At 58.0% G+C, this 18,115-nt stretch carries 20 protein-coding genes and 2 pseudogenes; 7 read left to right on the top strand and 15 right to left on the bottom strand.

Translation table 11 applies throughout. The features are described from left to right. Positions 1-2,233 (top strand): Ig-like domain-containing protein (locus AC1DXW_RS21610; RefSeq protein ID WP_477760431.1); only part of this gene is annotated, 2,233 nt, incomplete at its 5' end. A gap of 321 nt (positions 2,234-2,554) precedes the next feature. Here AC1DXW_RS21610 and AC1DXW_RS21605 read toward each other — a convergent pair. Both AC1DXW_RS21605 and AC1DXW_RS21600 read right to left on the bottom strand, forming a co-directional pair. Next, positions 2,555-3,361 carry a lytic transglycosylase domain-containing protein gene (locus AC1DXW_RS21605; RefSeq protein ID WP_477756471.1) on the bottom strand — a complete coding sequence of 269 codons (807 nt, stop codon included), beginning with the start codon at positions 3,359-3,361 and terminating at the stop codon, positions 2,555-2,557. 317 nt (positions 3,362-3,678) lie between these two features. Beyond that, positions 3,679-3,870 (bottom strand): cupin domain-containing protein, encoded by a 192-nt coding sequence (locus AC1DXW_RS21600; protein ID WP_477756470.1) that lies wholly within the window; start codon positions 3,868-3,870, stop codon positions 3,679-3,681. Here AC1DXW_RS21600 and AC1DXW_RS21595 point away from each other — a divergent pair. Beyond that, positions 3,855-3,947, top strand: a pseudogene (locus tag AC1DXW_RS21595) (LysR family transcriptional regulator); the annotation flags it as partial. The gene AC1DXW_RS21600 and the pseudogene AC1DXW_RS21595 overlap by 16 nt on opposite strands. Positions 3,948-4,275: 328 nt before the next feature. On the opposite strand, the gene AC1DXW_RS21590 reads toward AC1DXW_RS21595, so the two are convergent. Continuing rightward, positions 4,276-5,082, bottom strand: a complete 807-nt coding sequence (locus AC1DXW_RS21590; protein ID WP_477760430.1) for a hypothetical protein — start codon at positions 5,080-5,082, stop codon at positions 4,276-4,278. A gap of 252 nt (positions 5,083-5,334) precedes the next feature. Here AC1DXW_RS21590 and AC1DXW_RS21585 point away from each other — a divergent pair, with 252 nt between their 5' ends. Both AC1DXW_RS21585 and AC1DXW_RS21580 read left to right on the top strand, forming a co-directional pair. Further along, the gene (locus AC1DXW_RS21585; RefSeq protein WP_477756244.1) at positions 5,335-5,745 is read left to right on the top strand and encodes a YfeK family protein; all 411 of its coding nucleotides are present in this window, start codon (positions 5,335-5,337) and stop codon (positions 5,743-5,745) included. Between the two features lie 95 nt (positions 5,746-5,840). Further along, a pseudogene (locus AC1DXW_RS21580) lies at positions 5,841-6,095 on the top strand (MFS transporter); the annotation flags it as partial. Positions 6,096-6,262: 167 nt separating this feature from the next. Here the strand turns inward: AC1DXW_RS21580 and AC1DXW_RS21575 are convergent. From AC1DXW_RS21575 to AC1DXW_RS21555, 5 genes are all read right to left on the bottom strand, one after another. Beyond that, positions 6,263-7,030, bottom strand: a complete 768-nt coding sequence (locus AC1DXW_RS21575) for an ABC transporter ATP-binding protein (RefSeq protein ID WP_477760429.1) — start codon at positions 7,028-7,030, stop codon at positions 6,263-6,265. A gap of 20 nt (positions 7,031-7,050) precedes the next feature. Beyond that, on the bottom strand, positions 7,051-7,764 hold the full coding sequence (locus AC1DXW_RS21570) for an ABC transporter permease (RefSeq protein ID WP_477756246.1): 714 nt from the start codon (positions 7,762-7,764) through the stop codon (positions 7,051-7,053). Next, positions 7,761-8,450, bottom strand: a complete 690-nt coding sequence (locus AC1DXW_RS21565; RefSeq protein ID WP_477760428.1) for an ABC transporter permease — start codon at positions 8,448-8,450, stop codon at positions 7,761-7,763. The genes AC1DXW_RS21570 and AC1DXW_RS21565 overlap by 4 nt, the downstream gene beginning before the upstream one ends. A gap of 89 nt (positions 8,451-8,539) precedes the next feature. Continuing rightward, the gene (locus tag AC1DXW_RS21560; protein ID WP_477760433.1) at positions 8,540-9,319 is read right to left on the bottom strand and encodes an ABC transporter substrate-binding protein; all 780 of its coding nucleotides are present in this window, start codon (positions 9,317-9,319) and stop codon (positions 8,540-8,542) included. Between the two features lie 68 nt (positions 9,320-9,387). After that, positions 9,388-10,557, bottom strand: coding sequence for a M20 aminoacylase family protein (locus AC1DXW_RS21555; protein ID WP_458369537.1), 1,170 nt, complete (start codon positions 10,555-10,557; stop codon positions 9,388-9,390). 96 nt (positions 10,558-10,653) lie between these two features. On the opposite strand from AC1DXW_RS21555, the gene AC1DXW_RS21550 reads away from it, so the two are divergent. Further along, positions 10,654-11,643, top strand: coding sequence for a LysR substrate-binding domain-containing protein (locus AC1DXW_RS21550; RefSeq protein ID WP_477760427.1), 990 nt, complete (start codon positions 10,654-10,656; stop codon positions 11,641-11,643). Positions 11,644-11,785: 142 nt separating this feature from the next. Here the strand turns inward: AC1DXW_RS21550 and AC1DXW_RS21545 are convergent, their stop codons facing one another. The 5 genes from AC1DXW_RS21545 to AC1DXW_RS21525 all read right to left on the bottom strand — a co-directional run bounded on the left by AC1DXW_RS21545 (position 11,786) and on the right by AC1DXW_RS21525 (position 13,987). Then, positions 11,786-12,106 carry an NIPSNAP family protein gene (locus AC1DXW_RS21545; protein ID WP_477755193.1) on the bottom strand — a complete coding sequence of 107 codons (321 nt, stop codon included), beginning with the start codon at positions 12,104-12,106 and terminating at the stop codon, positions 11,786-11,788. Between the two features lie 41 nt (positions 12,107-12,147). Continuing rightward, a complete protein-coding gene (locus tag AC1DXW_RS21540; protein WP_477760426.1) occupies positions 12,148-12,603 on the bottom strand; it encodes an N-acetyltransferase family protein in 456 nt (151 codons plus the stop codon). 59 nt (positions 12,604-12,662) lie between these two features. Next, the gene (locus tag AC1DXW_RS21535) at positions 12,663-13,103 is read right to left on the bottom strand and encodes a rhodanese-like domain-containing protein (protein ID WP_477755191.1); all 441 of its coding nucleotides are present in this window, start codon (positions 13,101-13,103) and stop codon (positions 12,663-12,665) included. Positions 13,104-13,270: 167 nt separating this feature from the next. Then, complete coding sequence (locus AC1DXW_RS21530) at positions 13,271-13,645, bottom strand: tautomerase family protein (RefSeq protein ID WP_477755190.1); 375 nt, start codon at positions 13,643-13,645, stop codon at positions 13,271-13,273. A 6-nt stretch (positions 13,646-13,651) separates the two neighbouring features. Further along, positions 13,652-13,987 (bottom strand): carboxymuconolactone decarboxylase family protein, encoded by a 336-nt coding sequence (locus tag AC1DXW_RS21525; RefSeq protein WP_477755189.1) that lies wholly within the window; start codon positions 13,985-13,987, stop codon positions 13,652-13,654. A 107-nt stretch (positions 13,988-14,094) separates the two neighbouring features. Between AC1DXW_RS21525 and AC1DXW_RS21520 the strand changes: the two genes are divergently transcribed. Then, the gene (locus AC1DXW_RS21520) at positions 14,095-14,982 is read left to right on the top strand and encodes a LysR substrate-binding domain-containing protein (protein WP_477755188.1); all 888 of its coding nucleotides are present in this window, start codon (positions 14,095-14,097) and stop codon (positions 14,980-14,982) included. Positions 14,983-15,107: 125 nt separating this feature from the next. Here the strand turns inward: AC1DXW_RS21520 and AC1DXW_RS21515 are convergent, their stop codons facing one another. Beyond that, a complete protein-coding gene (locus AC1DXW_RS21515; RefSeq protein WP_477755187.1) occupies positions 15,108-15,728 on the bottom strand; it encodes a tyrosine-type recombinase/integrase in 621 nt (206 codons plus the stop codon). Positions 15,729-15,916: 188 nt separating this feature from the next. Then, positions 15,917-17,083 (bottom strand): MFS transporter, encoded by a 1,167-nt coding sequence (locus AC1DXW_RS21510; protein ID WP_477755186.1) that lies wholly within the window; start codon positions 17,081-17,083, stop codon positions 15,917-15,919. A gap of 94 nt (positions 17,084-17,177) precedes the next feature. On the opposite strand from AC1DXW_RS21510, the gene AC1DXW_RS21505 reads away from it, so the two are divergent. Further along, positions 17,178-18,071 (top strand): LysR family transcriptional regulator, encoded by an 894-nt coding sequence (locus AC1DXW_RS21505; protein ID WP_477760425.1) that lies wholly within the window; start codon positions 17,178-17,180, stop codon positions 18,069-18,071. Positions 18,072-18,115: the final 44 nt, after the last annotated feature.

Genomic DNA, 18,115 nt, shown 5'->3' with positions numbered 1-18,115 from the left:
CACCAGCGCTCAGGATCCGCGCGCGGCGTTCCCCTGCGCCCCGGGCGAAACCCTGTATGTCAACGATGCCACGCCGGGCCTCAAGACCTGCAACAACGGCAGCATCAAGATCCGTGGCGACTGGCGCGAAACCATGAGCACCCACTGGTTCCACGACCACATGCTCGATTTCACTGCGCAGAACGTCTACAAGGGCAACGCGACGATGATGAACTACTACAGCGCCCTGGATCGCGGTAACGAAGCCTTCGAAGACGGCGTCAACCTGCGCCTGCCCAGTGGTTCGGCGTTGCCTTGGGGCAACCGCGACTATGACGTCAACCTGCTGGTGGCCGACAAGGCCTGGGATCAGAACGGCCAACTGTGGTTCAACCCGTTCAACACCGATGGTTTTCTCGGCGATCAGATCCTGGTCAACTGGCAGTACCAGCCGCGCCTGAATGTGCGGGCGCGCAGCTATCGTTTCCGCATTCTCAATGGCTCGGTGTCGCGCTTCTTCAGGATCGCGCTGGTGCGTGAAGTTGTTGGCACCGGCGGCGAATTCCCCGGACCTGCAGGTTCCGGTCTGTCCTATACCCGCGTGCCGTTCCACATGATTGCCAACGACGGCAACCTCATGGAACACGCCGTGCCGTTCGACGGCAGCATGGACCTGGACGCTGACGGCGACCTGCAGGACCACAACGCCATCCTGCCCACCCAGGGCATCGCCGAGCGTTTCGACATCATCGTCAACTTCTCAAAATACGGGATCAAGACCGGCGACAAGCTGTACTTCGTCAACCTGATGGAACACCAGAACGGCAAGGGTCCAGAGCCTGTACCGCTGAGCCTGGCCGATGTGCTGTCCGGGAAGTACAAAGCGCTGCTCAAGCTGGGCAGCAAAGGGCTGGAATGGGACGCCGGCGACCCGGTGGTGGGCAAGTTCATGCAGCTGGTGGTCCAGTCTTATGCCGGCCAGGACGTGAGCATGAACCCCGCCGACTACGAACCCGCCAAACCGGGCAAACCGGCCGGCAAGACCATGATCCCGCTGACCCTCAACCGTGACGACCCGACGGTGCAGGCCACGCTCAAGGCGGCGCGGCATCGCGAGTTCACTTTCGGTCGCTCCGACGGTACCGACGAACAACCCTGGACCATCAAGACCGACGGCGGTTTCGGCTTCCAAATGGACCCTCGAATCATCAGCGCCGCTCCGCAACTGGCTAACGGCCCGACCCCTGCCGGGTTCTCCGGCGACGGCACCCTGGAAGTGTGGAAAATAAGGAACGGCGGTAACGGCTGGAGCCACCCGGTGCACGTGCATTTCGAAGAAGGCATCGTCCTCAACCGTGACGGCAAGGCGCCGCCGGAATGGGAAAAATGGGCCCGCAAGGACGTCTATCTCATCGGCGAAGGCATCGACAGTTCGAAGGACGTGGACATTGCGATCCGCTTCCGTGAATTTGCCGGGACCTACATGGAGCATTGCCACAACACTCAGCACGAGGACACGTCCATGCTGCTGCGTTGGGATGTCGAGCACCCCGGCCAGTTTCAGTTGATGCCAACACCCCTGCCTGGCTGGGATGGCGTCACCTACGTCAATTCTGCTGCGCTGCCGACTTTCCGCACTGGCGATAAACATGTCGAGGACGGCGATAACCAAAAACCGATCGCCAACGCCGACAGCGCCATCAGCAACACCGGCCAACCGGTGATCATCAACGTCCTGGCCAACGACAGCGACCCTGACGGTAACGTGCCACTTAAAGTGGTGGGGCTGGAGCAACCGGACTCCGGCAAGGGCGTGGTCAGCACCGATGGTACGCGCGTGACCTACACACCACCGGCCACAGTCCCCGCGCCGTTCACCGCGACCTTTACCTATAGGGCCGCCGACGCCAAGGGTGCGGAATCGGCACCGGCGACGGTGTCCGTGGCGGTCTCGGCAGCGGTCAACGAGAATCTGATCGTCACCAGCACTACCGTCACCGCCCGCAGCAACAGCCGCTACTACTGGGTCCTGTCCGGCACCACCTCGCGTGGCACGGGCAATACCATCACGGCGACTGCCACGGTCGCAACCGGTACGGCGAACCTTGGCACCGCCACCCTGACGCCTACGGCGACAGGCGCACGTTGGCAGATAGCGGTGACGACCGTCGGCAGTGGCCCGTCGCCTAACCCGACAGCGACCATCAAATCGGCCTTCGGCAAAACCGTGACGGTGCCAATAAAGGCGAACTGAGTACAACCAGGTTTTGGCGATGAGGGCCTCATTGAGGCCCTCTTGCTACAAAAAAATTGACAACTTACCTGGTTGTAAAATTTCCAGAATGCCAGCATTTCAAGCTGTAGCTCGGAGCTAGAGCTTCCATCGTCGGCGGACAAATGACCGTTATGGGTCGATAGCTATCGGTGAGAGTGGAAGTTCGGTTGAGCCATTCCCCACCCGGCGTATTGATCGAGCGCGGAACCTGATTGCTTTCGTAGGGCGGATAACGCGCCAGCGTTATCCGCCGTGGAGAGGCCGGCGTATTACCTATTCCGGGTTATGCGCCCTACGGTACTAGCGATGGTTGCGATAGCGTTCGGTCAAGGACCGCACGAGGGTGACGTAGGATTGCGTCTCGGCGTAGGGAGGCACCCCGTTGTACTCGACCACGGACGCTTCGCCGGCGTTGTAACCTGCCAACGCCAGCACCTGGTTGCCGTTGAAGCGCTTGAGCAGCCAGGCCAGGTAGCGCACGCCGCCACGAATGTTCTGTCGTGCGTCGAACGGATCGTCCACGGCGAAGCGCTCGGCGGTGGCGGGCATCAACTGCATCAGCCCCTGGGCGCCGGCTTCGGAAATGGCGTTGGGGCGAAACGCCGATTCGGCATGTATCACTGCGCGGACCAGCGCCCTGTCGACACCATAATGACCCGAAGCGGCTTCGATCTCCCGCCGATAGGAATGGGTGTCCAGGCGCAGTGAGGCGACCTTGAAATCCTTCGGCGCCATGCACAGATAGCAGCCCTTGATGTAATAGAGCTCAAGGACATCGACCCGTGCGGAGATCCCGACGGGGCGCCGGCTCACATATTGACGAATACCCTTGTGGATAAAGGTGTACACCCGAATCCGCACCGCGCCCGGGTTGTCGTCCCGCACAAGCCGTGGCAGGGCCATTGCCTTGGCGCCGACACCAGCGCCCGCCATGCCATTCAGGCGAGTGCAGCGGGCGCTGGCGATGGCTTGGCTGGTGTAGCTGATGGCTCCGTCCCTGGCTTGGCACTTGAACATGGCGCTGGCGCACAGTGGAACGACCAGCAAGGCCAGCTCGATGCAGCCAATAAGGCTCTTGCGAGCCCATCGCCATGCTCTGGAACTCATCACATCGCTCCGCGCCGCAGGCGTCGATCAGGCCTGGAGCGCCTGGCCCGGACGCTGCCTTTGGAGGGCCTATTCTGGGTGACCCGCCTGTTGTTCTAATAGTTATACCCCTTGTAACCGGCCTTGGATCTTGCGTTGACGTACGGGCTGCCGGCGTTCCCAGGCGAAGCGCAGGCCTGGTTGCTCGCACGACGCGTCGTCCCGGCTTGCCAGGGCCGGGCGCAAGTCCGATCCGCGGGTGACGGACCCGGAGCCGGTGCGGGACAGGCCCAGGTAGGCGACGGCAAAGTTGTCATCGTTATCCGCCCGGGCCGAACTCATCCGAGAATGAAATTCACCTTGCGCACCGGCGTGATGTTTTCCCAGGTTCCCCTGAACTCCGCCGCCACCACGAACGAATCCCCCGGCCCGAAGGTCTTCGCCACGCCGTCCGCATCGGTCAGGCGCACGGTGCCTTCGACGATGTGGCACATCTCGTCGTAGTCGCACTCGCATCTCGGTCTACGCACTGACCGAAACACGGCTGCTTCCTGCGAAGACCCAGCGGTTCATCGAGCTCATATGCGACCATCTCAACAGTGCTTAATGCCTGACGACTGGATAGGGGGCATCCCGACGCAAACGAATGTCTCCTTCTGGCCGATTCTGTTGAAAAAGTCGCTTTGCCCAAACTGCCTGATCATTGACTGGTGAAAACGCCTTTTTTGCACGCTGCCAGGTGAAATCAGAGTCCGGAAGCCACTGCCAAAAGTAAAGATTTCAATCTAGGACGCGTACTTTTCTGATGCGCAAACCATGGCCGACTTTTTCAACAGAATCGGCCGATTACTGTCTTCCACGACCGGCTGAAACCAACCCATAGAAGCCCGTTGCACCAGGTAGAAAACGGCAAAAAAACGATCATTCAATAACGTTCAAGGTCCGGGTTTCTGTGCAGCTTTATCGCGGCGCGTCCCCTGCACCACCGGGTTAGGGCTCACGTTAATAAGCTCAACCGGAACGGGTGAGTCACTGTAGACTACTGGAAGAGCTTTCTTGCCTTTTTTATCTTGACGCGGGCGGTACTCAAGGGTCAATTTATTGCCATTCCAGTACATGCGAACAATATCTGTCAAATTCATGCTTGCGGCAATTTTAAACTTTTCCGGAAGAATAGAAGCTGCAGGAATAATAGAAATTTGTAGTAGCGGTTCGATTGCATTGAGTGGATCATGCAAGGCGCAGTAGCGATTGTATGCGATTGCAGTAAGTCCAACTTTTTCGCTGGTCGCTTGTAGGATTACTCTATCCTCACATACGTAATCTTTGGCGTGTTTCACGAGACTTAGAATCAATGCAAGACCAAACAGTATCCATCCAAATTTTCGCACAAACGCTTCAAACTTTTTGTACCTTCCTTCATTGTTTCGCGTGTCGTAATGATCAATGATCACCGCAGTCAGGTTAGCCACCAGACACAGCAGCGCTCCATACATGATCCATGCTGGGTAGCCATACAGTGTTAATACCCCGCGCTTGGTGGGAATCATAAAGTTGTCGGTGACCACTCCAAATGTTCCATAGATCAGGAGGGTGACTGACAACGCTATATTCCGTAAGCGGACCTTTAAATGAACTGCGTTCGGGGTGTAAGCGGATTCAGAAACAATTACGTTTCCGTCATTGGGTGTGTGGGTAGGTTTCTCTGGAGTAGTCTGATTTGGCATGTTTTGATTGCTCATTGCTGACTCTCCGAACCCTAACGTTGAGCTAAAGGACGCTAATTGCTACGGCCTAGGGGTATTTCATATTCTTCAATGCAAGTGTTCAGCGTGCGAGTTCAGGATAGACAATTTGCGCAACATCTGCGCTCCATCAAGTCACAGGGTATTGTGAGGCACCGACTTCATCAGGGCTGAAAAGTGTATGCTTTTGGCCAGTTCTGGCCCTTGGCGACAGGCAGAAACCAGCCACTTTCAGGACGAGGATGAATCATGCGGATGCGCATGCAGATGTGGATAGGAGCAGCGGCCAGGCCCATCAGCCAATTGATGATGGCCGCTGGTATCAGCCTTATCGCAATCGTAACCAATGTGCAGGCTCAAGCCACACATCAAGCCACACAAGAGATAAAGGGCTTGCTGGACTTTGTCGAGCATAGTGAATGTCAGTTCGTGCGTAACGGGGACGCATTCCCAGGTCCCCGGGCTCGGGCGCATCTGGAGAAGAAGCTGAATTATCTCGAAGGCAAGAATATGGTGAACAGCGCAGAAGACTTCATCGATCTTGCTGCCACCAGAAGCAGTATGACTGGCCGCGCCTATGAGGTGCGATGTCCAGAGGGCGCACAACCGGCACGCACCTGGCTGAAGAGGGAACTACAGAGGCAACGGCAGCTCCATTGATTTTTGCCGCTCTGGCGGAAACTTGGTTCGCCTGCATGCACGACTGAACCGTTTCCTCAGTCTCTCCTTGATGCCGATGAGTACAGGATGAAAATATGAGTAGCGGAAGTTCAAACACCAAAGCTGAGCTTTTTCGTATTCCGCGCACGATTTGGGCTCTTGGCTTTGTCAGCCTATTCATGGATCTATCATCCGAGCTGGTGCACAGTTTACTGCCTGTGTTTTTGGTCACTACATTGGGTGCGAGTGCGTTGGCCGTCGGCGTGATCGAGGGTATTGCTGAATCGACCGCCATGCTCGTCAAGATATTTTCCGGTGCTATCAGCGACTTTATTGGTCGGCGCAGAGGAAGCGCGGTTCACCGCTGCTGAAGAACCTCGATTTAGGTTGACTGACTTCCTCAGGGCGTGAAGCTGACAGTGGCGATAGGCACAGATCGGCCAGATGCGGTCGGTCGATTGCTCTGCTGGCGTTAGTATTCGAAATTATCCTTCACGCCTGGAAAATCGAAATTTAACTACTTGAGACTCCCGGCCAGGAACTGCTGCAACCGCTCGCTTTGAGGCTGTTCCAGCAGCGTGCCTGGCGCTCCCGACTCCTCCACCCGCCCCTGATGCAGAAACATGACGTGGTTCGACACCTGCCTGGCAAACGCCATTTCGTGGGTGACGACCACCATCGTCCTGCCCTCTTCGGCCAGTTGCTGCATGACCTTGAGCACCTCGCCCACGAGTTCAGGGTCAAGGGCTGAAGTCGGTTCGTCGAACAGCATCACCTCAGGCTCCATGGCCAACGCACGTGCAATGGCCACCCGCTGTTGCTGGCCGCCGGACAAATGCACCGGGTACTGGCCCTCGACTTTTTGTGGCAGCCCCACCTTGGCAAGGTAATGACGCGCCCGCTCCAGTGCCTGCGCCCGACTGATACCGAGCACGCTCATCGGGCACTCGATGATGTTTTCCAGCACGGACATGTGGCTCCACAAATTGAAGTGCTGAAACACCATCGACAACCGGCTGCGCAGGCTCCGTAACTGCCCGGGGTTAACCACACACAACTCACCCCTTGAGTTTCTGCGGGTGAGCAACTCTTCGTCATTGACAACAATGCGCCCGGCCGACGGTTGTTCCAGATGGTTGATACAACGCAAGAAGGTACTTTTCCCGGACCCGGAGGAGCCGATGATGCTGATCACATCACCCGCCCTGGCCTTGAGCGAAACCCCTTTCAACACTTCATGGTTGCCGTAGTTTTTATGGACATCTTCAACGATCAATTTATACATTCGAGCAAGTCCGATAGGGGTCAGTGCGTCCGCGGTTTGAGGTAGGCCAGCCAATGCAGCTCGCCGCGTCGAAACAGCCAGATCAGGAAAAAAGCACTGGTGGCGTACAACACCCCGGCAATGCCAAAGGCGGTAAAGGATGCATAGGTCGCCGAGTTGACATCCCGGGCGATCTTCAGCAAATCGGGCACCGTGGCGGTAAAGGCCACCGAGGTGGAATGCAGCATCAGAATCACTTCATTGCTGAAAAACGGCAGCGCGCGGCGCAATGCCGACGGCAGAATAATCCGCCGATAAAGCGTGAACCGGCTCATTCCGTAGGCACTGGCGGCCTCGACTTCTCCGTGGGCGGTCGCCCTGATGGCGCCAGCAAAAATCTCGGTCATGTAGGCACAGGTATTGAGCCCGAAAGCCAGCACCGTGCAGTTGAAGCCGTCACGGAAAAAAGCGTTGAGAAAATCCTGGGACCGCACCACATGCAAGCTGTACACCCCGGTGTAAAAGAACAGCAACTGGATGTACAACGGGGTGCCACGAAACACGTAGGTGTAACACCAGACCGGCAGGCGCAGCAGCGGGTTGCGGCTGACGCGGGCAATCGACAACGGTACCGCGAGCACAAAACCCATCACCACCGAAAGTATGAGCAGCCACAACGTCACCGCCAACCCGGAAAAGTATGGCCCGTCACTCCACAGGTAAGCCTGCCAGTAGTCTTGAAGAATGCCGTTCATAACGCAGCCTTCCTGACACCGACCGAGTAGCGGTGCTCCAGCCACATCAACACACCATTGGCTACCGTGGTAATGGCGAGGTAGATCAGGCCGCCGACCAGGGTGAAGTAAAAGAACTGCATCGAGCCCTTGCCCGCATCCTGCGTGGCCTTGACCACATCTGTCAGGCCGATGATCGATACCAGCGCAGTCGATTTGATCAACACCTGCAAGTTGTTGCCAATGCCGGGTAGCGCATGGCGCAACATTTGCGGGAACAGGATTTTGCGAAAGGTCTGCCCGTGGGTCATGCCGTAGGCCCTCGCGGCTTCGATCTGCCCCGTCGGGACTGCCTGGAAGGCGCCGCGGAATGTCTCGGTAAAGTAGGCCCCGTAAATGAATGCCAGCGTCACGACACCGGCCAGAAACGGGTCGATATCTATTTGGGCGATGCCCAGCCAATCGGTCATCCGGTTGAGCAGCATCTGCAGGCTGAAGAACAGCAGCAACATGATCACCAGGTCCGGCATGCTGCGGATCACGGTCGTGTAAGCCGTGGCCAGCGTGCGCAACAAACGATTGGACGACAACCTGGAACTGGCGCCCATCAGCCCGGCCAGGACGGCGATCAGCAATGAACAAAGCGCCAGTTTGATGGTCGCCAGGGTGCCCAGCAGAATCTGCGGGCCAAAACCTTCCAGAAGCATCTCACTCTCCTTGTTCTTGTCAGGGTGAGGTGAAGGGGGGGGCAATAGAGCGCTCGAACGAGCGCCCTGTTCAAGCTAACGACGACGCGTTACTGGGCGCCGTAGACGTCAAAATCGAAGTACTTGTTGTTGATCCGCGCGTAAGTACCGTTGGCGAGAATGGTTGCCAGGGCTTTGTTCAAATCTTCGCGCAACGCGACATCGTCCTTGCGCAGACCAAGGCCATCACCGACGCCGAAGAAGCCCGGGTCATCCAGAGTGGCACCGGCAAATTCATAGTCCTTACCCGCCGCTGTTTTCAAGAAGCCGTAACTGGCTTGAATGGAACCCTGCAACGAGGCATCAAGTCGCCCCACGACCAGGTCGGCGTACACCTGGTCCTGATTCTGATAGGAAAGAACGTCCACGCCTTTGGAACCCCAAACCGCTTTGGCATAGGACTCCTGGGTCGAGCCCTGCTCCACACCAATGCGCTTGCCCTTGAGCGATTCGAGGGTCGGCTGTAATCCCGATCCACGTTTGACCACTAACCGTGCCGGTGCATTGGACACCTTGTCGGTAAACGCAATCTGCTCCAGGCGTTTGGGTGTGATGGTCATCGAAGACGCCACCGCATCGAACTTGCGCGCCAGCAGTCCCGGGATCATCCCGTCCCAGCTGCTTTCCACCCAGACACATCGGGCTTTCAGTTCGGCGCACAACGCCTCGGCGATGTCGACCCCGAAGCCGGTCAGCGTGCCATCCTGGTTCTTGTATTCCAGCGGTGGATACGTCGGGTCCACCCCCAGCTTCAACACTTTGCCAGACCAGTCGGCCGCCCCCGCCAGGCTCGAGACCGTCAGGAACACCAGGGAAACGGCTGCAATCATCTTGTTCATTTTTATTCCTCTTCAGGCCGCAGATTTTTTACCGGCACAACGGGCGAAAATGCGCCGTCTCAACACAGAAAACGTTCGACCAGCTTGACCCAATAGCTCGCGCCCACCGGCAGGCAGCCGTCATTAAAGTCGTAGCCGGGGTTGTGTAGCAGGCACCCGCCTTCTCCCTCACCGTTGCCGATCACCAGATAGCTGCCGGGGCATTTTTCCAGGACAAAAGCAAAGTCCTCACTGGCCGTGAACGGCCGCAAGTCATCGATCAGGTGTTCCTCTCCCAACCAGTCGCGGGCGACTTCATGGGCAAATGCTGTCTGTTCGGGATCGTTGATCAACACCGGATGGCAATGCTGGTAATCGATGTGGACCCGGGCGCCAAAACTCTCGGCCTGGCCCTTGACCAACTCAGTGATTCTGACCTCCAGCAAGTGGCGAATCTCGGGGGTCAGGGCGCGTACGCTCAGGCTCAGGTCGGCGCTGGACGGGATGACATTCGAGGCGCTCCCGGCATGCAGGGAGCCCACCGTGATAATCGCCATCTCCTGCGGGTTGACGTTGCGCGAGACGATACTTTGCAGGGCCATCACGATCGAGGCACCGACCACCACCGGGTCGACGGCTTTGTGCGGCACCGCGCCATGGCCACCATTGCCGATGATTTTGATGTTCACCGTGTCGGCGGACGCCATGAACGGTCCGCTGTAAAACCCCAAATGCCCGACGGGATAACCCGGCACGTTATGCATGGCGAAGATCGCGTCGCACGGAAACCGTTCGAGCAGCCCTTCCTCGAGCATTTTCCTGGCACCGCCCAGCCCTTCTTCCGCCGGTTGGAAAATCAGGTGCACGGTGCCATTGAACGCCCGTGTCCGGGCCAGGTACTGACCGGCTGCCAGCAGGACTGCTGTATGTCCGTCGTGACCGCAGGCATGCATGACTCCGTCGAGCCGGCTGGCATAAGGCAAACCGGAGGTTTCCTGTATCGGCAACGCATCCATGTCAGCGCGCAAGCCAATGGACCGACCCTCGCCATTTTTCAGAGTGGCAACGACCCCGGTCTTGCCCACCCCAGTGCTGACCTCAAAGCCCCACTGAGTCAAACACGCTGCAACCAGCTCACTGGTGGCGAATTCTTCAAAACCCAGTTCAGGGTGCGCGTGAATACTGTGACGTATCGCGATCATTTCATCTTGCATCGCGGCAATACCAGGCAGGACCAGGCCGGCATTCATGGGTGTTCTCCTTCGACAGGGGCTGTGCGGCAGCGAAAGCGCTGTTGGGGTCGATCTTAGGGAACGGGCGCTGGGCTGGGGAGGCGCAGTTTGGTTATGATGACAACCATTAGTTGTCACCAGGGTGAGCAGATGAAACTGCATCAATTACAGGCGCTGATTGCCAGCGCCGAAACCGGCAGTATCCGCGCGGCCGCGCGTTCGCTGGAGATTTCCCAGGCCGCTGTGACCAAAGCACTGCGCGAGTTGGAAACCAGCCAGCAGCTACCGCTGTTTACCCGAACCGCCAGCGGTCTGAACTTCACCGAATATGGCAAAGTGCTGCTGACTCACGCCCGGCTGGTGATCAAGCAACTGGAGCACGCACAGACCGAGCTTGATCACATGCGTGGCAAGGCTCAAGGCCGGCTCTGCGTCGGGATCACCCCTTGGGTTGCCCTGACCTTCCTGCCTGAAGTCGTGTTGGCTTTTCGCGAACGGATGCCACAAATCAAGCTGGAACTGTTCGAAAGCCTGATGGCCGTTGCCCAACCGCTGCTGCGCGACGGCAGCATGGACTTCGCGATTGGCCAACTCCATCCCACACAATCGACCCAGGAATTCGCCTGCGAAACCTTGCTCGATTACCAGACCTCGGTGCTGGTCCGCGAGGGTCACGCCCGACAGCATGCGCGATCGATCCACGAGTTACTGGAAGAAAACTGGACCCTGAACTACGCGCCGGACGGGCACGACGGGCTGATGCAGGAACTGTTCTGGAAACACGGCGCGCAGATTGATGAGAATCGAATCGTGCGTGCTCATTCACTGGCCATTTTGCAGATGATGGTCGAGCGGGCCGACATGTGCACCTGGGGGCCGTCCATCGTGAGCACAGCCCCGCCATTTCTGGGGCGTGTGGTATCCCTGGGGCTGACCGAGCAGTTCGAGCCCCGACAGCTGAGCATCGTGACGCGCCGCAATGGCGCACTGAGCAATCCGGCGGTCTGCTTCACCGAATGCCTGTTGCAGGTCATTCGGCGCCATGCGCGCTCGGCCAAAAAGGAAGACCGCACGCTGTTTGAAACCTTACGGCTGCGGCTGTGAGGTGACCCTACGGTTTTATGTCTGATACATCAGGACGTCTTGGGTCGAATCTGGCCGTAGGTACCGGCGCCAAGCGTTCACTTCTGACTGATTTCTGCACGTGGCCAGAGGCGACTCTCGGCCAAAAGGAGTCGCTCGTGCTCTATGAATTTGTCAGTCCAGTAAAGAGAGGCCTGAAGAACGAGCGCTCATAGCTAATGATGCATCGGGTATCTTCCGCAAACTGGAAGGCAGCGAGGCAGTCCGGGTCGGACATGGACGTTTCCCGGTAGGCCTCGTACGCGGCAAAGTCAGGAAAAGTGAAGAGTGCCAAGGCAATATTATTGGCACCTTCGGACGGCAGAAAATAGCCGTGATACTCGCCACCCAATCGGTTCATTAAGGGAATCCACAGTTTGGCGTAATGCTCGAACTCTTTAACTTTATAGGGATCGAGGACGTATTTCAGGTAACAAGTGACCATGATGTCTCGCTTGCAAATGTTGGGTTGTCGGAGCGGGCCTGTCAGGCCGATTCATTTTCAAGGGTGTCGTGGCCGTCGTTCATCGCCAAGCGTTCAAGATTTTCATGGCCCATGTGATAAGCCGTCCATTTTCGATCCGGCTCGCCTCCAAGTCTCTGGTAAAACCGTTCAGCGTTCTTGTTACCCGCCAACACGTCCCACTTAAGACGCCCCATTCCCCTGAATAGCGCCCAGCGTGCGATGCATGTCATCAGCGCCTTGCCAATGCCATCACTGCGCGAGTCGGGCTCGATGTAAAGCTCCTTGAGTAACGCAGTCGGACGTAGGTCGAAGGTGAAGGCGACTTCAATCACCACCGCGTAGCCAGCCAGCCCCCCTTCCAGCTCGGCAACGAATACCTGACACTGCGCGGCTTCGCCAAATGCCCGAGCCAGCAGTTCAGCTTCAGTGACACGAAATTCCTCCAGATAGCCTTCGAATTCAGCCAACGCGGACATGAGCTCGATTAACACGGGGACGTCAGCCGGCAGGGCCGGACGTACCTTGCAGGACGGCCTCAACATGCACACGAAATAGCGGAAGTAGCCGAGTGTGACGCGGTTGCATCACCGGTAAGCGGCAGACCTTCATCGAGCCAGCCAGTCACTCCGCCAATCATTTCCTTGACCGCATAACCGAGGCTCGCGAGACGTGTTGCTGCGCGATGTACACCGTTGCAGTGTGGCCCGGCGCAATAGACGACGAACAAAGTATCGTGGGCAAACTCGCCCATGCGTTGGGAAGTCATGTCACGGGTCGCAATATTGATCGCCCCCGGTACATGCCCGGCACGGAAAGCTTCTTGCCCCCTCACGTCGACCAGGACGTAATCAACCTGACTCTGCTGCTGGCTGTAATGGACGTCGGAGCAATCGGTCTCGAAGGCCAAGCGCCGGCTAAAATGCACCAGGGCCTCTGAAGGAGTGGCGGCAGGTATTTTACGAATCAGGCTAGTCATGTTGAAGGCATCCAACGGTTGAGATTGGCCCATTTTAGGAACCGATCACCAATACCCACAGTGGCGGACAAGTCAACGACTGGTAATTTTCCGCCATTTGTTGGAATCACGGAATCTCCGGGAATTCAAAGACCCTCTTTCGCTCGCAGATCCCGTGATTGTGCCCGCTAGTTACCGCGCCCACCTCCAAACGACCACTCATCACCGGCCGTCGTGGTAATCACCATCATGACATCTTCCGCATTCAGTCCCGTCGCCCGCCCCAATTTCTCGACCAGGTCGCGGTAAAAACGCTGTTTGGTCTCGACACTTCGAGGACGGCCTGCGGTAATTGCGATGAGCACAAAGTCATGGCTGCGTGGCCCTCCCAGGTAGTGAGGATCGAATATTAGCTCGCCAACCTCATGTTGGTGAATGGCCTGGAACCGATCTGCCTTGGGCACTTCGAAGCTCTCGACCAAGGCATCGTGCAAACCTTCTGACAATGCCTGTAGATACGCGGCCGACTTCCCACGGTGCAGTGAAATTCGTGCAAACGGCATCAACGATTACTCCTGATGTTCTGGAAGACAAACCTGAAGCTTACTGAGCAAATTCAGCGCCGAGGCAGCGGTTGGCCAACCGGAATAAAACGCCAGGTGGGTGATGACTTCGGTCAGTTCGTCGGCACTCAAGCCGCTGTCCAGTGCGCGCTGCAAATGGAATGGCAGCTGCTCAAGTCGGTACATCGCCACTAACGCGGCCACTGTCGCCACACTGCGCTCACGGGGCTTCAATTGTGGACGCGTCCACATGTCGCCAAACAGGACGCTATCGGTCAGTTCGGCAAACTTCTGCGGGTATTTTCCCTGCTGCTCCCGCCCCGCGCCTCTCGATGCACTCATGATGTTTTCCCCTGATGTCCCAATTGACGGGGGAAAACTATCAAGTCGCAACACTTCCGAATATCAGATTTAATGGCGGTCACCATCCTGAATTAGTGGACTATTGAATGCGCCGCCCAACCTTCGACCTCGACGTATTGCGCACCTTCGTCGCTGGCGTGGAGTTCAACAGTTTTGCCAAAGCGGCGGATCGTCTCGGTAGGTCAACGTCTGCCGTCAGCGCTCAACTGAAAAAACTCGAGGAGCAGGTCGGTGCGCCGGTCCTGACCAAGTCCGGTCGCGGACTGATCTTGACCCCCACGGGAGAAACGTTGCTCAGCCATGCCCGCCGCCTGCTGGAGCTGAACGACGGCATTTTCCAGACCCTGCATGAAAGCCAGACCGCCGGGACTATACGCTTCGGGCTTCAGGAGGACTTTGGGGAACATTTCCTGAGCGATATTCTGCGACGCTTCGTCCAGACATACCCGAGGGTGAATCTCGAAGTCCGGATCGCCCGTAACGCCGAATTGCTTGCACTGGTCGAGAGCGCTGATCTTGACTTGGTCCTGACCTGGGACACCGGACACGTGTCGCCCTATGCCACGCGTCTGGGCGAAACACAGATGCACTGGATCGGAGCCCGCGATACGCCATTACTGACTACCCTTGATGGCTCCCCGTTGCCATTGATCCTGTTCGACGCGCCTTGCGTATTGCGCAGCACCGCCACTCAAGCGTTGGATGCCGCGCAAATACCTTGGCGAGTCGCCCTGACCAGCCCCAGCGTCGGTGGTATCTGGGCAGCCGTCGCCGCCGGATTGGGCCTGACGCTGCGTACCCGCGTTGGGCTGCCGGGCCATCTCAGTGTAGTTTCTGGCTTACCCTCCGTTCCAAGCCTTGGCTATGTGCTTCACAGCGGAGGCGACGACATTACACCGGCCACCCGACAATTGGCCGCCTTGATCAAAACGAGCCTGCAAGAACAGGCGTTTAGTTTCACGATGACGAAATAATCGAAGGTACCCAAGGGTTCAATTCGAGCGATAAGGATGGAAAATAACGAATCACTGAGGTGATGGGCCTATGACAGCTATGGGTCGGATAGCGACGGTCTAGCATCGACCGTCACTATGGATGATCAGACCTCCGTTTGTTCTGCCATTTCCAGGGCATCATCGACCTCGATTCCCAGGTATCTGACAGTGCTTTCAAGCTTCGTATGACCAAGCAGGAGTTGGACAGCTCTCAGGTTCTTCGTCCTGCGATAGATCAACGATGCCTTGGTTCTCCGTAGCGTGTGGGTACCGTACATGGTTGGGTCAAGGCCAATGGCTGTCACCCACGCTTTGACTATTCGAGCGTATTGCCTGGTGGATAGATGCTCTGAGGCGTGCAACCGGCTCGGGAACAAGCAGTCCTCGCTGCGGAGATGCGCCTGATGCATCCACGCCTCCAGAACCGTTCGGGTTTGCTCAGTAATTTCAAATTGCACTGGGTGCTGAGTTTTCTGCTGCATCACGATGGCCCGTGACGACACATGCTCCCCATGGGCAATGTCTCGGACTCGCAACTTGGTTAAGTCGCAGGCACGCAGCTTGCTATCGATGGCCAAGTTGAAAAGCGCCAAATCACGTGTCTTCTCAGCAAGCTGAAGTCTCACGCGGATGGCCCAGATATCTCTGACTCGAAGCGGAGCTTTCTGCCCGACAAGCTTTCCCTTGTTCCAAGGCTGATGGCTGTATCTAGCAATAGTGTTCATGGCTCGTCCTCCACGTTGAGGGGGAGGACAAGGGTGGATCAGTCACAATGGCTGGTGGTCGCTATCCGACCCAAAGCTGCCGGTCAGCAATGGCTAAAATTGACCGATTGCCGCCCCTCGCCAAGGGCAGCAATTCTACTACTTGCCGCCACTCATCGATGGTAACGAACCACTCCCCCCCATCTTCGTCACACCACTGCTGCTTCAATCGTTCTGGAACGCCAGGCATAAGCCAACACCATCAGCAGCCCCAGAGCAGCCATCGCCGCTCCGGCCAGGGAAATCGCCGGATAACCCAGACCAGCGTTGATCACCGCTCCGCCCAGCGCTGCGCCAATCGCGTTGCCAAAATTGAAGGCGCCAATGTTCACCGCAGAGGCAAGATTGGGCGCGTCCTTCGCTGCTTCCATGACGCGCATCTGTAGCGGCGGCACCAGGGCGAAGCTGGCGATACCCCATATCAGGATGGCAACGGCGGCCGGCAGCGGCCAACGCATCAGTACGGTGAACGCCAGCAAGACGAGAATCAGCACGCTCAGCGAAACGATCAGGGTGCGATCTATCGAGCGGTCGGCGGCCTTGCCGCCCCACATGTTGCCCAGCGTCAACCCCACACCGAACAGCACCAGCATGGCGGTGATGTAGGCGGTGGACGCATGGGCCTCGCTGCTGAGGATCGGCGCGATGTAGGTGAAGACGGTAAACATTGCACCCGAGCCGACTACGGTCAGGGCCAATGCTCCCAGCACCGGGCCTCGGCCCAGTACCCGTATCTCGGCAAGTACACCCACGCCCTGCGGCGCCGGCAGATTGGGCAGGGCGAACCACAACGCGGCCATAGCTACTACGCCAAGACCGGTAATACCCCCGAATGCGGTACGCCAGCCGAACAGTTCGCCAAACCAGGCGGCCAGCGGCACACCGCCGATGGTCGCCAGGGTCAGGCCCATGAACATTGCCGCAACCGCCCCGGCACGTTTCTCCGGCGCGACCACGCTAGCGGCGACGATGGAGCCGACGCCAAAGAACGCACCGTGGTTGAGCGAGGTCACCACCCTGGCGAACATGAGGCTGTAGTAATCGGTAGCCAGGGCTGACATCAGGTTACCCAGGGTGAAAATCGCCATGAGTCCGATCAACAGATATCGCCGGGGAATCTTGCCGGTGGTCAGGGTCATCAGCGGCGCGCCGAGCAGTACGCCCAAGGCGTAAGCACTGACCAACAGACCTGCGGCGGGAATGGAAACGCCCAGATCCGCAGCGATTCCCGGCAACATGCCCATGGGGGCAAACTCAGTAACGCCGATGCCAAAGGCACCGATGGCGAGTGCGACAAGTGGTGGATTGATACGCATGGAAGGCTCCTTATCTATGCCGCCAATGCTACGATCCAACCTTATGAGGCGGTAGATAGCATTTTCGGCAATCACCTTTGCGTAAGGGGCACAAGTGGACTTCAATGGCAGGTCAGGTGAAATGAGCGTGTTCGCCACCGTGGCGCAGGAAGGCAGCCTGTCGGCCGCCGCGCGTGCATTGGGGCTGACACCCTCGGCGGTCAGTCGCATCATCGCACGGGCCGAACAACGTCTTGGCACCCGCCTGCTGTTGCGCACCACACGAGCGATCACCTTCACCGCCGAGGGCGAAGCTTTCCTGCGGGGTGCCCGGCGTATCTTGGCCGACATGGACGAGGTTGAAGAAGCCATTGCCGATCAGGGCGTACCGAAGGGCCGATTGCGGGTTAGCGCCGCCCTTGGCCATGGACGGCTGGCCATCGTTCCTTTGGTGGCAGCATTCAGCGCTCGTTACCCGAACATCGTCGTCGACCTCACGCTCGGCGACGAAGTGGTCGACATTCTCGGTGGCCAGGCGGACGTGGCGGTGCGCTTTGGTCATCTGCCAGACAGCCCGCTGACCGCGCGCAGGATCGGCGACACCGGCCAGGTAGTGGTGGCATCTCCCGAGTATCTGCAGCGGCACGGCACTCCCCAGGAACCGGAAGACTTGCTAAGGCACAACTGCCTACGCTTCAACTTCCGGCGTGCCGAACCGAACTGGCCGTTCATCCGCGACGGAAGAGAGTTCTCCCTGAAGGTCAACGGCAACATCGAATGCAGCAGTGGTGAAGCACTGGCACAACTCGCGAGAGTAGGTGCCGGCATTGCGCGCATTGGCGAATTCAGCGTGAGCGAGGATCTGCAGCGCGGCCAACTGATACCGCTGCTCGAAGCCTGGAATCCCGGCGACCAGGAACCGATTCATGCGGTGTTCGTCGGCGGGGCGACAATGCCGGCGCGGGTGCGATTGTTCGTGGACTTCTTGCTGGAACATCACCGGATGTAAGCGGAGGCGTAAGCTGATATTTCCGGGTACTTGTGATGTTGAAG

The sequence above is a fragment of the Pseudomonas sp. P4_C4 genome, assembly GCF_056402055.1.
This window is presented reverse-complemented; position numbering and strand designations above follow the sequence as displayed.

What these genes read in the sequence shown, in the direction of transcription:
- AC1DXW_RS21605 (WP_477756471.1), bottom strand. Translation starts at nt 3,361, where the DNA reads ATGAGTTCCAGAGCATGGCGATGGGCTCGCAAGAGCCTTATTGGCTGC.
- AC1DXW_RS21590 (WP_477760430.1), bottom strand. Translation starts at nt 5,082, where the DNA reads ATGAGCAATCAAAACATGCCAAATCAGACTACTCCAGAGAAACCTACC.
- AC1DXW_RS21585 (WP_477756244.1), top strand. Translation starts at nt 5,335, where the DNA reads ATGCGGATGCGCATGCAGATGTGGATAGGAGCAGCGGCCAGGCCCATC.
- AC1DXW_RS21575 (WP_477760429.1), bottom strand. Translation starts at nt 7,030, where the DNA reads ATGTATAAATTGATCGTTGAAGATGTCCATAAAAACTACGGCAACCAT.
- AC1DXW_RS21570 (WP_477756246.1), bottom strand. Translation starts at nt 7,764, where the DNA reads ATGAACGGCATTCTTCAAGACTACTGGCAGGCTTACCTGTGGAGTGAC.
- AC1DXW_RS21565 (WP_477760428.1), bottom strand. Translation starts at nt 8,450, where the DNA reads ATGCTTCTGGAAGGTTTTGGCCCGCAGATTCTGCTGGGCACCCTGGCG.
- AC1DXW_RS21560 (WP_477760433.1), bottom strand. Translation starts at nt 9,319, where the DNA reads ATGATTGCAGCCGTTTCCCTGGTGTTCCTGACGGTCTCGAGCCTGGCG.
- AC1DXW_RS21555 (WP_458369537.1), bottom strand. Translation starts at nt 10,557, where the DNA reads ATGAATGCCGGCCTGGTCCTGCCTGGTATTGCCGCGATGCAAGATGAA.
- AC1DXW_RS21550 (WP_477760427.1), top strand. Translation starts at nt 10,654, where the DNA reads ATGATGACAACCATTAGTTGTCACCAGGGTGAGCAGATGAAACTGCAT.
- AC1DXW_RS21545 (WP_477755193.1), bottom strand. Translation starts at nt 12,106, where the DNA reads ATGGTCACTTGTTACCTGAAATACGTCCTCGATCCCTATAAAGTTAAA.
- AC1DXW_RS21540 (WP_477760426.1), bottom strand. Translation starts at nt 12,603, where the DNA reads ATGTCCGCGTTGGCTGAATTCGAAGGCTATCTGGAGGAATTTCGTGTC.
- AC1DXW_RS21535 (WP_477755191.1), bottom strand. Translation starts at nt 13,103, where the DNA reads ATGACTAGCCTGATTCGTAAAATACCTGCCGCCACTCCTTCAGAGGCC.
- AC1DXW_RS21530 (WP_477755190.1), bottom strand. Translation starts at nt 13,645, where the DNA reads ATGCCGTTTGCACGAATTTCACTGCACCGTGGGAAGTCGGCCGCGTAT.
- AC1DXW_RS21525 (WP_477755189.1), bottom strand. Translation starts at nt 13,987, where the DNA reads ATGAGTGCATCGAGAGGCGCGGGGCGGGAGCAGCAGGGAAAATACCCG.
- AC1DXW_RS21520 (WP_477755188.1), top strand. Translation starts at nt 14,095, where the DNA reads ATGCGCCGCCCAACCTTCGACCTCGACGTATTGCGCACCTTCGTCGCT.
- AC1DXW_RS21515 (WP_477755187.1), bottom strand. Translation starts at nt 15,728, where the DNA reads ATGAACACTATTGCTAGATACAGCCATCAGCCTTGGAACAAGGGAAAG.
- AC1DXW_RS21510 (WP_477755186.1), bottom strand. Translation starts at nt 17,083, where the DNA reads ATGCGTATCAATCCACCACTTGTCGCACTCGCCATCGGTGCCTTTGGC.